The 13,685-nt window shown below is 46.3% G+C and carries 15 protein-coding genes and 1 tRNA gene; 8 read left to right on the forward strand and 8 right to left on the reverse strand.

Going from position 1 to position 13,685, the window contains the following annotated elements:
- The first annotated feature begins 144 nt into the window (after positions 1-144).
- Both D4L85_RS04775 and D4L85_RS04780 read left to right on the forward strand, forming a co-directional pair.
- Positions 145-1,980: a tetratricopeptide repeat-containing sensor histidine kinase gene (locus D4L85_RS04775; protein WP_160143541.1), complete on the forward strand. Its 1,836-nt coding sequence runs from the start codon at positions 145-147 to the stop codon at positions 1,978-1,980.
- 149 nt (positions 1,981-2,129) lie between these two features.
- Entirely contained in the window at positions 2,130-2,675 is a 546-nt protein-coding gene (locus D4L85_RS04780; protein ID WP_119753242.1) for a YceI family protein, read from the forward strand.
- Positions 2,676-2,848: 173 nt separating this feature from the next.
- Here D4L85_RS04780 and D4L85_RS04785 read toward each other — a convergent pair whose 3' ends face one another.
- The 4 genes from D4L85_RS04785 to D4L85_RS04800 form a co-directional block, all read right to left on the reverse strand.
- Positions 2,849-3,232, reverse strand: a complete 384-nt coding sequence (locus tag D4L85_RS04785) for a nuclear transport factor 2 family protein (RefSeq protein ID WP_119753243.1) — start codon at positions 3,230-3,232, stop codon at positions 2,849-2,851.
- 331 nt (positions 3,233-3,563) lie between these two features.
- A complete protein-coding gene (locus D4L85_RS35085) occupies positions 3,564-3,800 on the reverse strand; it encodes a GIY-YIG nuclease family protein (RefSeq protein ID WP_119753244.1) in 237 nt (78 codons plus the stop codon).
- 141 nt (positions 3,801-3,941) lie between these two features.
- Positions 3,942-4,015 (reverse strand) — tRNA-Pro (locus tag D4L85_RS04795).
- Positions 4,016-4,112: 97 nt separating this feature from the next.
- Positions 4,113-4,811, reverse strand: a complete 699-nt coding sequence (locus D4L85_RS04800; protein WP_160143542.1) for an SIMPL domain-containing protein — start codon at positions 4,809-4,811, stop codon at positions 4,113-4,115.
- A 16-nt stretch (positions 4,812-4,827) separates the two neighbouring features.
- On the opposite strand from D4L85_RS04800, the gene D4L85_RS04805 reads away from it, so the two are divergent.
- The gene (locus D4L85_RS04805) at positions 4,828-6,033 is read left to right on the forward strand and encodes a TolB family protein (protein WP_160143543.1); all 1,206 of its coding nucleotides are present in this window, start codon (positions 4,828-4,830) and stop codon (positions 6,031-6,033) included.
- Positions 6,034-6,279: 246 nt separating this feature from the next.
- Positions 6,280-6,753, forward strand: coding sequence for a hypothetical protein (locus tag D4L85_RS04810; protein WP_119753247.1), 474 nt, complete (start codon positions 6,280-6,282; stop codon positions 6,751-6,753).
- A gap of 59 nt (positions 6,754-6,812) precedes the next feature.
- Here the strand turns inward: D4L85_RS04810 and D4L85_RS04815 are convergent, their stop codons facing one another.
- Together D4L85_RS04815 and D4L85_RS04820 are read right to left on the reverse strand one after the other, a co-directional pair.
- A complete protein-coding gene (locus tag D4L85_RS04815) occupies positions 6,813-7,532 on the reverse strand; it encodes a LytR/AlgR family response regulator transcription factor (RefSeq protein ID WP_119753248.1) in 720 nt (239 codons plus the stop codon).
- 33 nt (positions 7,533-7,565) lie between these two features.
- Complete coding sequence (locus tag D4L85_RS04820) at positions 7,566-8,396, reverse strand: sensor histidine kinase (RefSeq protein ID WP_119753249.1); 831 nt, start codon at positions 8,394-8,396, stop codon at positions 7,566-7,568.
- A gap of 396 nt (positions 8,397-8,792) precedes the next feature.
- Between D4L85_RS04820 and D4L85_RS04825 the strand changes: the two genes are divergently transcribed.
- Together D4L85_RS04825 and D4L85_RS04830 are read left to right on the forward strand one after the other, a co-directional pair.
- Positions 8,793-9,575, forward strand: coding sequence for a glycerophosphodiester phosphodiesterase (locus D4L85_RS04825; protein ID WP_119753250.1), 783 nt, complete (start codon positions 8,793-8,795; stop codon positions 9,573-9,575).
- A 208-nt stretch (positions 9,576-9,783) separates the two neighbouring features.
- Positions 9,784-10,869: a YncE family protein gene (locus D4L85_RS04830; RefSeq protein ID WP_119753251.1), complete on the forward strand. Its 1,086-nt coding sequence runs from the start codon at positions 9,784-9,786 to the stop codon at positions 10,867-10,869.
- A 2-nt stretch (positions 10,870-10,871) separates the two neighbouring features.
- Here the strand turns inward: D4L85_RS04830 and D4L85_RS04835 are convergent, their stop codons facing one another.
- A complete protein-coding gene (locus tag D4L85_RS04835) occupies positions 10,872-11,552 on the reverse strand; it encodes a hypothetical protein (RefSeq protein ID WP_119753252.1) in 681 nt (226 codons plus the stop codon).
- A 116-nt stretch (positions 11,553-11,668) separates the two neighbouring features.
- Complete coding sequence (locus D4L85_RS04840) at positions 11,669-12,076, reverse strand: hypothetical protein (RefSeq protein ID WP_119753253.1); 408 nt, start codon at positions 12,074-12,076, stop codon at positions 11,669-11,671.
- Between the two features lie 334 nt (positions 12,077-12,410).
- Here D4L85_RS04840 and D4L85_RS04845 point away from each other — a divergent pair, with 334 nt between their 5' ends.
- Positions 12,411-12,668 (forward strand): Atu4866 domain-containing protein, encoded by a 258-nt coding sequence (locus tag D4L85_RS04845; protein ID WP_119758659.1) that lies wholly within the window; start codon positions 12,411-12,413, stop codon positions 12,666-12,668.
- 26 nt (positions 12,669-12,694) lie between these two features.
- Complete coding sequence (locus tag D4L85_RS04850) at positions 12,695-13,594, forward strand: helix-turn-helix domain-containing protein (RefSeq protein WP_119753254.1); 900 nt, start codon at positions 12,695-12,697, stop codon at positions 13,592-13,594.
- Positions 13,595-13,685: the final 91 nt, after the last annotated feature.

Consider the following 13,685-nt stretch of genomic DNA (forward strand, 5'->3'; position numbering starts at 1 on the left):
GTCCTGCGGTCACCATTTTCGCTATTATTTGATTAAGTACACATCGTGATTGCGAATGAAGGGACCGCCATGAGAAGAGCTTTCTTGTTTATATTACTGATATCAGCTGGTGCAAACGCACAAAAAGGTCACACAACAAAGTGGTTGCGCGAATTAAAGGAGGCAAAACCCGATACCGCAAAGGTCAATTTATACTACGCCCTTTCAAGGGCGCATTGGGGCGGGAACCTCGACAGTGTCCTGTTGATGGCCACGAAAGGAATCGAACTCGCAGATTCCATTGGGTTTAAAAAAGGAAAGGCGCTCAACTGTCTTTCCATGGGCGCCGGGCTCTCCGGTCAGGGCAACTATCCGGGGGCAATCAAATATTATCTTGAAGCGCTTAAATTAAGTGAGGAGTTGAATCTTGAGGGACTCTCGGGAAATGTGTACGGCAATATTGCGATTGCTTACGTCCAACATGGCAATCTAAAGAAGGCCATTGAATATTTTAACAAGGCATTACGGATTGCGGAAAAGTACGGAGAAGCAGCAACCCGCGAGCCGCTAATCAATTTATCCGACCTTCACACGAAAACTGGGGAATATGCCCTGGCCCGAAAGTATGCCACGCGCGCGTTGGCCATCAGCCGCGCGCAGGGTGACTCTTCAAATTCCGCTATCGCGCTCTTCAACTTGAGTGAGATCTACCGGGCAACAAATCACAGCGATAGCGCCCGGTTGTACCTGCAGGAATCAGCGAGAATTTCAATGCTGATCCATGATCATCATGGTGTTTCCTATTGCCTGAACTCGATGGCCGAGATGATGGTGAACGAGGGCAAATTCAAAGAGGCGATAGTGCTTGCCCATCAAAGTCTAAGTAACCTGGAGCTGATCACAAACCAGGAACTTTCAATGAAGGCATACCACATTCTGTATCAAGGTTACTTTGGCTTGGGTAACTTCAGGAAAGCACTGCACTACAGGGATCAGGAAATCGCCCTGCGCAATAGTATTTTTAATATTGAGAAAGAACGCGAGGCCAACAACCTTTTAAACCAATACAACCTGGAGCGCAAAGAACTTCAAATTCAATTATTGGAAAAAGACAACCGGCTTCAACAGAAGGAAATTGCACGCGGGTCGTTGATTAAAACAATTTACGGTGTAGGCATCATTGCATTAGCGGTGCTGGCGGGGTTCCTTATTTTTTCCAATATCCGGTGGAAAAATTACAACCGGATTGTCAGGGAAAGGAACGCGCTCATCCAGGATCAAAAAAGAACCATCATGGCGCAAAAAAAACACCTTGAATGGCTCAACAATGTAAAAGACAGGATCATCTCCACGATCAGTCATGATTTCAGAAGTCCACTGACTACCCTGCATGGTTTTTTACAACTTCTCAAGCTTAACGCCATAGATGAAGCCGACAAAGCAAGGGCCGTGCAGCAAATGGAACAAAGTGTGTCGGCTACCCTGATGATGATTGAGAATCTGCTGACCTGGGGACGCGATCAGATGAGTGGATTAGCGCTAACTCCGATAAATTTTGACGTAAGTCAACTCGTTGATGAGGGTATACAGTTGGTTGCCCTCCGTGCGGAAAACAAGAAAATAACCATCGTCAATCAAATTGCTGCATTCGCATGGGTTATCGCCGACAGGGACGCCATCAACATTGTGCTTAGAAACCTCGTTACAAACGCTATCAAATTTTCCAAGCCCAACGACTCCATTTATATCGCGATGCATAAGGAGGCCCAACGCGTTATTATTTCCGTGAAGGACACCGGTATAGGCATGTCGCCCGAGCAGCAGAAATCATTGTTTTCCGGATCGGCAAATGCGAGTACGGCTGGAACCGAGAACGAAAAAGGCACAGGACTTGGATTGGCATTGTGCCAGGAACTGATTCAACAACACGGTGGCGAAATTTGGGTTGAAAGTGTGTTGGGTTCCGGGAGCACTTTTTTCTTTAGCATACCCATACGTTAATGGCAGGGTTATTGTACTTTTTGTTCAACCTAATGCAACGACTCCTTAGGACAACCTGAAAATTCCGTAAATTACGCCGATAAAGTGTCATCACACGTTGACGCGCATGCACTTACAAAATCAACTAATCAAAAAGCATACTAAGCTGAATGAAACGCCTTCGCATAACCTTTTTAATACTGACTATTTTAGCGCTCTTGACTGCATTTACGGTTATTGTAGGCCATTGGAATATAGACCCGAACTATTCAATCAAGTTTTCCGGTTCCAAAGCGGAGGGAACATTCTCCGGGCTAAAGGGAACCATTATTTTTGACCCAAGCGATTTAGCTGCATCAAACATGGATGTCTCTGTGGATGCAAACACTATTAAAACGGGGAACGACACCAAAAACAAACATGCACGAGGTGAGAGCTGGCTTGACGTTGCGAAATATCCCATTATCCGGTTTACTTCTTCATCCTTTAGCAAATCGTCCGATAAAATTATTGTTACCGGCACATTAACGCTTCATGGTGTAAAAAAGCAAATTCAAATTCCATTTACTTTTAATAACACGGGCGATAAAAGCACTTTTGTCGGAGATTTTAAAATCAATCGACACGACTATGCTATAGAAGGAAATATGTTTGGCTTTGCCGTTGGCGACGAATTTGATATTACGTTGAGGATACCCGTGTCGAGAAACAAATGACAACGACAAATTTTGGGCAAGGTTTACCCCTTATAGATTTTCAATCAGCGCGCAAAAAAAGTAATGAAATAAAAAAGCCCGCCATCGCTAAAGCTATGGCGGGCGGAGTTGCTACGAAATTTTGATAGACTTGTCCGTAACAAAGAATAGAAGCGATGCAAAAGTTCTATTCCTCACAGTGGTTCCTGTCTATAGGAGACCTTATCCATAATCAGCCATTTTCCATCTAACTTTATCAGGTTAAACCGATCAATGAATCGAAAGGTGGCAAAAGTCAATTGCACGTGGGCTGACCCGGTGTCGCCATCCCAGGTAAATGAAAGAAGTTCGGGCTTGCATTCCTGCAATGTTGCCTGGGCAACCAGGTCTAGGTATTGCGGCAGTGTCCACTGAACCAATTTCCCCTCTATTACTGTCCTGATGTATGCATCGGGGTGAAAGGCACCCCGGAGTCTCTCGATGTCCTTAACCGGACGCCCTTGAAGATAATCGTTAAGCGTAACCTGGATCAAGTGCTTTTCCTCCTCTACTCCTACTTTGCTTGCTACAGTTTCCATAATTTTTTTATATCCGTTTAAGTGTCTTACCTAGCATCGATAAGCTTGATCACGGTCCGCCTACTTGAATATGACATTGAAAAGCAAGCACGCCGCCACCAAAAATGCGACATAGGTAAACGAGAGTAACGGGGTAACTTCAGTTTGGTTTCAGGAACATAACCAGAACTATGACTTTTCAATCGGTCGTTAAGATCCGAGGTTCATCCTGTGAATAAATTTCCGACCTAGCATCGAAGAATGTGGATAGACCACATATTGCTAACGGTTAAAATTTTTTCAACAAGGTGGTGCGGTGGATGGTCACATAAAATTGATGCTGTGAAAACAGCTATAGAAAATGCCTGTTAATAAATGCCCTCCCTGAACCACTCTTTAGATACTTCTCAAACGCAAAGGCCTTGTGCTCCTCCATAAATGCGATATAGGTAATAAGAATAACCGGTAGCCTCAGCTTGGTTGCTGAAACATAACCCGAGTTATGTCTTCCCAAGCGTTCATCAAGATCCGATGTACATCCTGTATACAAGTACCCATCCGAGCATCGAAGAATATAAACAAACCACATCACTACTAACGGCTAAAATTGTACCCAACCAACAACGAATGTCGGGCTTGCCCGACGTAGCCCTTTGATGGACTTTCAACTAGCACGCAAAAAGCTATAAAATGAAAAAGCCCGCCGTCGCTAAAGCTATGGCGGGCGGAGTCGGGGCGACAGGATTCGAACCTACGACCTCCACGTCCCGAACGTGGCGCGCTACCGGGCTGCGCTACGCCCCGAGGGTTGTAAAATTAAGCATTCTTCGAACATTCGAACGAGGGAAAAACAAAAAATGCAGGAAGAATCCTGCATTTTTAGCCATTTCAGGGCCGTATTTTATTTTATTTCGAACTGCGCTACCAATTGGGCCTTCAGTTTTATTTTCCGGAAGGCCGTGGCATCCTGCCCCGCATCATCATTTACGGCGATTTCTCCTGCGGCTTTGTACATCACATTGGAATACACAGGCATAGGCTGAACCGGGTCGTTGTCCCAGTCGCGAACCATGAGGGGCTTGCCGGCTTCGGCGCCGATGGATTTGAGCAAGGTCTGGGCTTTGGCCTGGGCGGCTTGGAGCGCCTTGATCTTTAAATCGAGTTTGAATTTTTCCAGGTCGCTGTGGCTGACGCGGGTCAGGTCAAGTCGCTCTACTTTGACAGGCTCCAGCTTCTCCAGAAATTTTTCGAGCTCGGCGGCGCTGGTCAGTTTCAGTTCGTAGGATTTTTCACGGAACGCGTCCTTGTCCTTGCGGCCAAACTTGCCCAGTTGAGATCCGGCATCGGCCAGGGTGAGGTTCTTGCGGTCAACGCCGGCGGCCTTCAGGGCTTGGATAAAATCCTGGTCGAGTTTCTCCAGTGAAACTTTGTTTCGGTTTTCTTCGAATTCCCGGAGTCTTATGAAAAGAAAGATCTCGTTTGGTTCAATTTCCATTTGGGCCGAGCCGGGCACTTCGATAAAATGTTCACCCTTAAAAACATCCTGGGCAAAGGTGGTAACGGCGGTGAAAAAAAGGATTAAAAAGATTGTCGATCGCATAGCTATATATTTTTTTGTGATTAGACACAAAAGCCTTGCCCAAAGTGGTAAGCTGCCGGAAAAATTAAGGGCGCAAGTGGATAAGGTGTTGAAGGACAGGTCAAAAAAATGTGTTCGGCGTTTCAAATCTTTTAATTTTGAGGGGTTTGTTGCCCGAACGTTTTTACGAGAGACCATGAGAACAATTTTATCGTCAATTATTCTAATTCTTCAATCCCAATTTTTATACGCGCAATATCAAGTCGGCGAACCCGGGAGTTTCGATGAATTCACGGATGTGTTTTCCGGACCAGTTCCCAAATGGCGCCCACAAGGCGACGGGTATGCATTCTTATCAAGCGCCGGCATCGTCATAAAAATTGGTGACTCTACGCAAATTGTCCGAAAGGGACGAAACAATTTTGAATGGTCACATAGCGGAGAGAGCATTGTCTATTCCGCTAAGGACAGTATGGGTACTGTTAAAGTATACCGATACTTTTTAAAAACCGGCGTTAGTGAGCTACTGTCCTTTGAGTCGGATTGGCCTGATTTTTACCCGACTATTTCGCCAAATGATAGTGTAATTACTTACCACAGCGCAAAAGACAGTCCCTTCAAAATCTACTACTGGAAGGGCGGTGTCACCCGCAAAATTGTTGTGCCCAATCCAACAGACTCATACCTTCATCCGCAATGGTCCCCAAAGGGGAACTATCTTTCCTATTTCAAAGAAAACCCAGAGAACGTTTTTTTAGAGGTAATGGAATTTGAATCAAAACGGGTGGTCCTTTCGATTGACGCCAACAAGTTTGATTTCTACGACTGGTCTCCCGATGAAAAGGAAATTCTGGTACGAGAGCACACTAAAACCATCGACAATCGAAATTTCTATGATGGCACACTTGCCAAAATTAACATTGAAACAACGCAAAAGACGACCTTGACGAAAAAGTACACCAACATCTTTAGCGCAAGTTGGTCGAAGGAAACAGATAAGATTATTTTCTCGGCAAATGGAAATGTCTATGTTATTGATTCGAATGGACAAAACCAATACAAAATATCCTCCCATGGCTACTTTCCGGACATCCATCCAAACGGACAAAAAATAATTTTCGTAGGAAAAGGGACAGGCATTCCACTTTACGAAATTGATCTTGATGGAAAGAATTTGAAATTATTGGAGCCGAAGACCTTTGAGGAGGCGCCAAAAGGTTCGAAGATTGTAAGACCAGAATGACAAAAAATGAACCCCGATATGCCATGTGCTATTTATCGATTCACGATATCATTTGGGGATATGTTTGCCGGAAAGATTGTCCTCATGCGGCCAGTTATGGCCGGATGTGGATGGTGATCCGGGTATTCAAATCTTCAGCTTAAGGGTAATTCGTCAAGTAATCCCTGCAGATGGTCAGACTTCCCGCACTCCGACCTGTTTTGGTCGTTCCTTTAAGAAGAATTCGTAACAAAAATCTTAAACAACATGAAAAAGAACATTCTCTTTCCGTGGGTGGACGCCCTGTTGGGTGTCGTCCTATGCTTTGTCTTATTTGGTTTTTCTGCTACGTCGGGAGCACACAATGTCCAGGTTTATCTGGATAGCAAGTTGGTGATTGATCAGTATATCAATCAGAAAGTGGATGCCGCGAAAATAAACCTCGATCTGGCCGAAAATCCCAGCCAGCTCATCGTGAAATACAGCGAATGCGGAAGAACGGTGACCGGTCGAAAAATCACGCTAAAAGACAACGACAACAAGGTGCTGAAGGTGTGGGAATTCGCGGGATCATCAACCGGCGCCCAGGAACCCATGGCGTGCACCGTAAAGGATATTCTGGCCTTAAAACCAAAGAAGAGCAACACCCTGAAACTGTTCTATTCATCGGACGATTTTCCGCAAGGACAGCAATTCGCTTATTTGGTTCTCAGCGGCACAGCGACTACGGCATCAAGATAGTGTGATCGCATTCATTTCATCAGCCCCGAAGATGCCGGGGCTGATGTTTTTTTGCAACTCTATCGCTTGAAAAGGTGATCACCGATGATGCGCTGAACGACCTGTTCACGCAAGGTCCGGCCAATGGGCACCCGGGCATTTTCCAGGATAATTTCATCGCCTTCAATTGCCTTAACGTGTGGCAAGGAGATCAAAAAAGATTTGTGAACTCTTAAAAATTGGTCTTTCGGCATTTGCTCTTCCAGGCTTGCCAAGGTGATATACGTAATTAACTTTCGCTCGCCCGTGTGAATAATGACATAGTTCTGCATGCCTTCAACATAGGATATGTCACGAAAAAAAACCTTTTCAAATTTGCGGTCACAACGAACAAAATAGTAGTCAACTCCTGGCGCACTATTTTGTTCTGCGCGTGCCTTTAATTGAAAATACTCCATGGCTTTTTGAGAAGCTCTCAGGAACCGTTCAAATGTAATCGGCTTAACCAAGTAGTCGATGACATCCAGCGAATAACCTTCAACGGCATGGTCCGAATAGGCCGTCGTGAAAATCGTGATGGGAGGATTTCTGAGTGTCTTCAGAAAATCTATGCCGGTAATTTTCGGCATGTGAATATCCAAATAGATCAGATCTATCTTTTGTTCGTTTATGTAGGGCGCCGCTTTCAAAGCATCTTCACACGAGGCCACGCAACGCAGAAAATCGATCGCCTGAACATGCTCTTCGAGACCTTTTCGGGCAACGGGTTCATCGTCGATAATGAGACAGTTCAGTTTCATGAATTGTTGTTTAAAATTGTCTTGCCAAAGGCATCAACCAATGCGCAGCGAAAGGGTTACTTCGTAGCTATCCGCCCGGTTGTCGATGACCAGGCTATGGCGATCCTTGTACAATAAGTCCAGTCGCCGTTGCACGTTTTTTAATCCAATCCCTGCAGGATGATTCGCCAGCGTTTTATTTTCCTTTGTGTTGAAAATCGAAAGTTTAATCTGGTTATCAAGCTTATCGATCCGGATCCGAATTTCGTTTTTGTTTGGCGTATGCGACACATGCTTAAATGCATTCTCCAGAAAAGGAATGAACAATAGCGGCGAAACAGTGAAGCCCTTCACATCTTCGCCAACCCGAAACTCAATGGCATAGTTTTCATTTTTCCGCATCCGCTGCAAGTCGACATAGTTCTTTAAATAGAGGATCTCCTTCTCGATGGCTATTTCCTTTCCATTGCATTCGTACAACTGATAGCGCAGCATATCTGAAAACGCGGATAGCGTTTCACGGGCGGAAGTATTTTGCTTGTCGATTTGAAAATAAATGGTGTTGATGGAATTGAAGACAAAATGCGGGTTGATTTGAGCCTTCAGGTATTCCAATTCGGACGTCAATTTTTCCACTTCCATTTTCCGGATGAGCTCGCGTTGAAAGTACCATTCTTTGCTCAACTGCAGGGCGACATGGAACGCCAGGTAGAACAGGGCAATCGAGAAATTGTAGTACGTATCATATAAAATGGACCGCTTGCCAATATCGCCCAGGACATAACCCTGTAAATAGACATCGTGTATATTTTTCAACAACACGTATCCTGCCATCGCCACGCCCAGCAGAAAAACATAGGTTGCAATCTTTTTTTTGTTGGGCATATTTTGGGATGAGCACCAGCCAGTTAAAATAGATCAATAGTGCCAGTAGTCCATTGCGGATAATGATCTCCAGCAGAAACTGATCAAAACCTGCCTCCGCGATCAGGTAGTCCCGGGTGTACATATGAAACCCAATGGTGATCACCCAAAAGATCCCATGATCAAGCTTATATTTCCAGAAGCGATTCACGTACTTAAATTAGGAATTTAGACAGACTTAACCCTGTGCCGATCCCGGTAATTTTGTCTGGCAAAGCAATAAGATTGGTGCCCTCACGGACACAACCGTCTTGACTTGCGACCGTAGTTTATGTCGTTAAGTTTCTGTGAAAAAAAATTAATACGCCGTTACACCAATGGTGTTGTGCGGCAGCTTTGAATTTGCTCACTTGCGTGATGAAAAAGATCTTCCTGCTGATCGCCTGCGTATTTTTTGGTGCCGAGGCGTACACACAAACGTATCGACTGATCGCACACCGCGGCGGCGTGGTCGACAGTACGCGTGCAGAAAACAGCTTACCGGCGCTCAAGACCGCCATCAAGCAAGGTTACTGGATGGCCGAGATGGATCTGCGGCTGACCAAAGATGGCGTGTTCATCCTGCATCACGACCGAACGTTCAAGGATCACTTCGGCGTCGACAAACCGGCGACGGCGTTGACCTGGGATGAGATCAGCAAGTTGAGGGACACCCGGAGCGGTAGTCGTTTGATCACGTTTGAAGATGCTCTTCGCACGTGCCGCGGCAAGATGCAAGTGATGATCGACAACAAGATCGCAGGAAATGATACCGTCATGTTCAGCCAGGTGATCCGCCTTCTCAAAAAATACAACTTGCTGGAACAGGCCTTGATGATCGGCACAGATGAGTCCACCCCATATTTCACCGGCAAAATAAAGCTCAGCTGCACCCGGCAGCAACTTGAAGACAACCAGAAAAAACCCGGTTTCAAACCCAGTCATTATTATCTTTTCAGCGACGCCGAGGGCATGACCGCCGAAGATGTAGCATGGGCCGATCGAAAAGGCATCATGGTCGTGGCCGCCATCAATCGCTTTCATTATCGCGATGCAAAAAATCCCGATGAAGCCATTGCCGCCGATGTTGAGACGTTGAAATCGTGGGGCGTTAAATACTTTCAGATCGACTCTGAATTTGCGCGATACTTTCACAAGTAAAACATCCGTGCCAAACGCTTCCGCTTTAATTCTTTCGATTGCATTGATTTTCGCAGAACACCTCACGCTGACGGGCCTAGGGTGTTTGCTTAATCAAGTGTCAGACCTGATGTAGGGTGGTCGCACGAAGCGATGCATTGGTCGAGTTTTAGTCAAGCTGGGTCGATTGCCCTCTCCGCACAATTATTTTGTCCTTACTATAGCACTTATGAAATATAAGAACAGCTTAGCAACGGGCCGAAGTTTTTTACTGGCGGCAACTGTGTTCGCATCCTTTCACTATGCCACGGCACAAAAAGCGGATCTATTGGTCGTCAACAAGATCAAAACCAACGGCAACCTGGAGGGCAACATCGCTTTTGTAAATCTGGCTACGGGCAAGGTGATAAAAACGGTGCCGGTGGGCAAAGAGCCGCACGAAGTGGTGGTATCGGATGATAAAAAATACGCCGCGGTGAGCAACACCGGAAGTTATCAGGAGGCTGGCAACACATTGTCTATTATCGATATTGCTGCACAAAAAGAAATTCACCGCGTCGATCTCGGTCCGCTGTGGAATCCACACGGACTGTGGACCATGAACGGCTTGTTTTATTTCACCGCCGAAAGTTCGCGCGCGATTGGCGCCTACGATCCCACGATCAACAAGATCGTGTGGCTTAACGGCACCGGTCAAGACGGCACGCATACGCTGGCCGCTACGCAGGATGGTAAATATCTCGCCGCTACCAACCGTGGTTCGGGCACGATTTCCATCTTCTATCTACACAAGGAAAAATGGGGAAGCGATAAGAACAATCCGTCCAACGAAGAAGAGAAACCAGATCCCTTAGCTCCCGGTGTATGGCAGGAAACCATTGTACCGGTGGGTCGCAATCCCGAAGGCATTGTCATCAGCCCGGATGAAAAGCAAGTTTATGTTGGATTGAAAAATGGGGAAGGTGTTGCCGTGGTCGACCTGGCCACCAAAACAAAAGTAGACAACTTCAAGGCCGGCGATGCCAAACAGCTTTCGCGTCTCAAATTTTCAAAGGATGGCAAATACCTGCTGGGTACCGACAACTGGCCGGGCGGCGATCTAGTCATCATTGACGTAACGACCAAACAAGTGGTGAAGAAAATTTCTTTGGGCCAGGGCGCCGAAGCCATATTTATCGAGCCCGATGGAAGACACGTGCTGGTGAGCGTTACCGGGAAGGACAATGTTGCCGAGATCGATCTGCAAACCTTTCAAGTGACCCGCACCATCCAAACCGGCCAGGGGCCCGATGGCATGGCGTGGTTGGGTAATTAACATCACGGCAGGTAGACTACCTTTTCTGTTCTACCGCTCCGGAATTTTTTTATCAGCACTTTACCAGGCTGCGGTTCCGTTTCGCGCCCCATCACATCAATCCATCGGAAAGTGTCGGAGGATGTATTAGGGGATTCAGGAATGCCAAGGATTACTTTCGTTTCTTTGAGGATACAGAAACTCCGGTTTATATCGATCTTTAATCCTTTCTCGTAGATATCGCCTTCGCCTCCACCGAACCATTTTTTCCATGCCCAGGCATCGAAAGTCCAGAAGTCGTTGTAGGGTTTGTTGTCGTGGTCGGTAGAGGTCCAATACCAGCCTTGCGCGAAAAGTCCACTGGCGTTGAACACCTGGTAGATGATCTTACTTTCGTCGCCCGCGGGCAGATACCATTCGTCTTTGCCGTTCAGGTGCAGCGTGTCGCAGCGGTATGCTGGGTAGTTACCCGCGCCGAGTGCAGCCACGATCGCTTTTGTATTCTGGTAGCCGTCAGTTTGGGAATAAGCTCCGGTGTTGGTACCGATATGCTGGTTACCCGTGTACTCGGCTCCTCCCCAGGTGGTTTCGTTGGTTTCGGTGTCGATATAATAGACAACGGTATCGGTGTCTATCTGACGAACGCGCTGGGCATGAACAGTGTAGCACAGCAGTATCGCGAAGATGAAAAAGAGGGTTCTCATGGTGGGGGCTACTGGGTCAGGTTATTCCCACTACCAACTTATCGATTAGACGCGACTTTTGCAATCAGCCGACGGGTTGTGCCGATGTTCGGCTCGCTTAGAGATCGGCAGATCATCTACTGCAGCTGGATGGTAAACCAACGAACGTGGACAAAGGCGTCCCACTTGTATTTGTTTTTGATCATGCTCTGCTTCGGTAAAAATAAATGTACTTCTGTCGCTTTGTTTGACCCAATGTACTTTCCCAACAGTCGCTCGCGAACTACAACTTCATTAAAAATTGAACGGTCTTGAATGATCGGTTCGTTTAATTTAATCACGAAATTATCCGACTTGTTCCCGATTCTCACTTTGCGCTGAATGGTCCCTGTCCATTGCAATTCATTTTTTGTTTTGTCGTTTTTGATAGCATAGGTCAAAAGCACTTTCCTTCCCATCGCGATGTTGTTCAATACTCTTTTTTCGACTATCGAGTAGGCTGTAAAACCTAGTCCAGCAGCAAAAATTATTAATAATAGATCCATAGTCGCTACGCTGTCGAAGGTTATTGCCTGTCATACAATATATCAAAATCAAAAAATATATGAACGACCAAAATTGGGTAATTCGAAGTTTCCGCTCTAATCGCACCACCCGAAGGCAAACCCGGCAATAAAGGACCATCACAAGCCGGATTCAGGCCATCCAAAACCATCAAATTCGGGCAAGCGGCAGGATTTTGGATCGAAAACTACTTCCGGTCACCCGGCAGGAAACAACCCATTGTTTGAATTTTACAAGTATTGGATTGATGAAAACAAGGCCCGGAAACGCGTGGCCGCTACCTTTGTTCCATCAAAAGACAAAAAATCAACGCTTATGGAACTTCCGAACAAATATCTTGGCATGTGGGTGACCGGTGACGGCCATATCCGGCAGGAACTTTTGCCTACCGGTAGATACGACGAAGCCCGCGGTCCCAAGAAAAGCGCGTACACGGGACGCTATGAGATCACCGGTGACTATATTTACTACTGGGATGATACGGGCTTTACCGCCGATGGCACTTTCAAAGACATCAACACGTTGCATCATGGTGGGTATATATTCTATCGTGAAAGACAAAGCCCAAACTGAAATTCAAAACCGTACTTCGATCGCGTATGGAAAAGACTGAGACACTCGAAGATTTCTATAAACACAAATTCAACTGGATGCCCGAAAACCTGAGAAAGGACATCGGACATTTCAATGTATTCCGCATGGAAGATTGCGTGGGTCCTAACAAAGAACCCGTGCGTTACAGCCGACGCGATTTCCATAAGGTGGCGCTGATCCGGGGCAAACATGTCTATCATTACGCAGAGAAAAGCCTGGAGGTCTCGGGCACATCGCTGATCTTTTTCAATCCGCATGTTCCGTATACCTTCGAGCAACTGTCCGGTGACCCGACGGGTTACTTTGTCATCTTCAAAGATGGTTTTTTTACCGAACGTCTCCGCGGTGGACTTGGAGAGTTACCCATGTTTCAGCCTGGCAGTAAACCGAGTTATCTCTTAAATAAAGCCCAGGACAAACATGTAAGCCATGTGTTCGAGAAAATGCTGGAAGAAATCAATTCGGACTATGTTTATAAATATGACCTGTTGCATAATTATGTGATGGAGATCATCCACTATGCCTTAAAGATCCAGCCGACGGAGACGTTGTATCAACACACGAATGCCAACGCGCGCATCACGGCAGTTTTTAGTGAACTTCTGGAAAGACAATTCCCCATCGAGTCGCCCACGCAGCGCTTCACCCTTCGTTCGGCGCGGGATTTCGCCGAGCAGCTTGCCGTTCACGTCAATCACCTGAATCGCGCCATACGGCTAACCACCGGCAAAACCACCAGCGACCATATTTCTGAACGGCTGGCCAGTGAAGCTAAAGTGCTACTCAAACACACTCACTGGAACATCGCAGAAATTAGCTACTGCCTGGGCTTTGAGGATCCCGCTCATTTCAACCACTTCTTCAAGAAGCATGCGCAGGTCACTCCGTCTGCCTACAGAATGTAATACGGAAAAGTCAAACATCTCAGCATGCTCACGCTCCGTAGGAAAAAAGGTCGATACGCCATAGATCACATGCCCGGAAAATATGGACAAC

It is taken from the genome of Chryseolinea soli (genome assembly GCF_003589925.1).
GTDB classification, from domain to species: Bacteria; Bacteroidota; Bacteroidia; order Cytophagales; family Cyclobacteriaceae; genus Chryseolinea; species Chryseolinea soli.

What these genes read in the sequence shown, in the direction of transcription:
- D4L85_RS04780 (WP_119753242.1), top strand. Translation starts at nt 2,130, where the DNA reads ATGAAACGCCTTCGCATAACCTTTTTAATACTGACTATTTTAGCGCTC.
- D4L85_RS04785 (WP_119753243.1), bottom strand. Translation starts at nt 3,232, where the DNA reads ATGGAAACTGTAGCAAGCAAAGTAGGAGTAGAGGAGGAAAAGCACTTG.
- D4L85_RS35085 (WP_119753244.1), bottom strand. Translation starts at nt 3,800, where the DNA reads ATGTGGTTTGTTTATATTCTTCGATGCTCGGATGGGTACTTGTATACA.
- D4L85_RS04800 (WP_160143542.1), bottom strand. Translation starts at nt 4,811, where the DNA reads ATGCGATCGACAATCTTTTTAATCCTTTTTTTCACCGCCGTTACCACC.
- D4L85_RS04810 (WP_119753247.1), top strand. Translation starts at nt 6,280, where the DNA reads ATGAAAAAGAACATTCTCTTTCCGTGGGTGGACGCCCTGTTGGGTGTC.
- D4L85_RS04815 (WP_119753248.1), bottom strand. Translation starts at nt 7,532, where the DNA reads ATGAAACTGAACTGTCTCATTATCGACGATGAACCCGTTGCCCGAAAA.
- D4L85_RS04820 (WP_119753249.1), bottom strand. Translation starts at nt 8,396, where the DNA reads ATGCCCAACAAAAAAAAGATTGCAACCTATGTTTTTCTGCTGGGCGTG.
- D4L85_RS04825 (WP_119753250.1), top strand. Translation starts at nt 8,793, where the DNA reads ATGAAAAAGATCTTCCTGCTGATCGCCTGCGTATTTTTTGGTGCCGAG.
- D4L85_RS04830 (WP_119753251.1), top strand. Translation starts at nt 9,784, where the DNA reads ATGAAATATAAGAACAGCTTAGCAACGGGCCGAAGTTTTTTACTGGCG.
- D4L85_RS04835 (WP_119753252.1), bottom strand. Translation starts at nt 11,552, where the DNA reads ATGAGAACCCTCTTTTTCATCTTCGCGATACTGCTGTGCTACACTGTT.
- D4L85_RS04840 (WP_119753253.1), bottom strand. Translation starts at nt 12,076, where the DNA reads ATGGATCTATTATTAATAATTTTTGCTGCTGGACTAGGTTTTACAGCC.
- D4L85_RS04845 (WP_119758659.1), top strand. Translation starts at nt 12,411, where the DNA reads ATGGAACTTCCGAACAAATATCTTGGCATGTGGGTGACCGGTGACGGC.
- D4L85_RS04850 (WP_119753254.1), top strand. Translation starts at nt 12,695, where the DNA reads ATGGAAAAGACTGAGACACTCGAAGATTTCTATAAACACAAATTCAAC.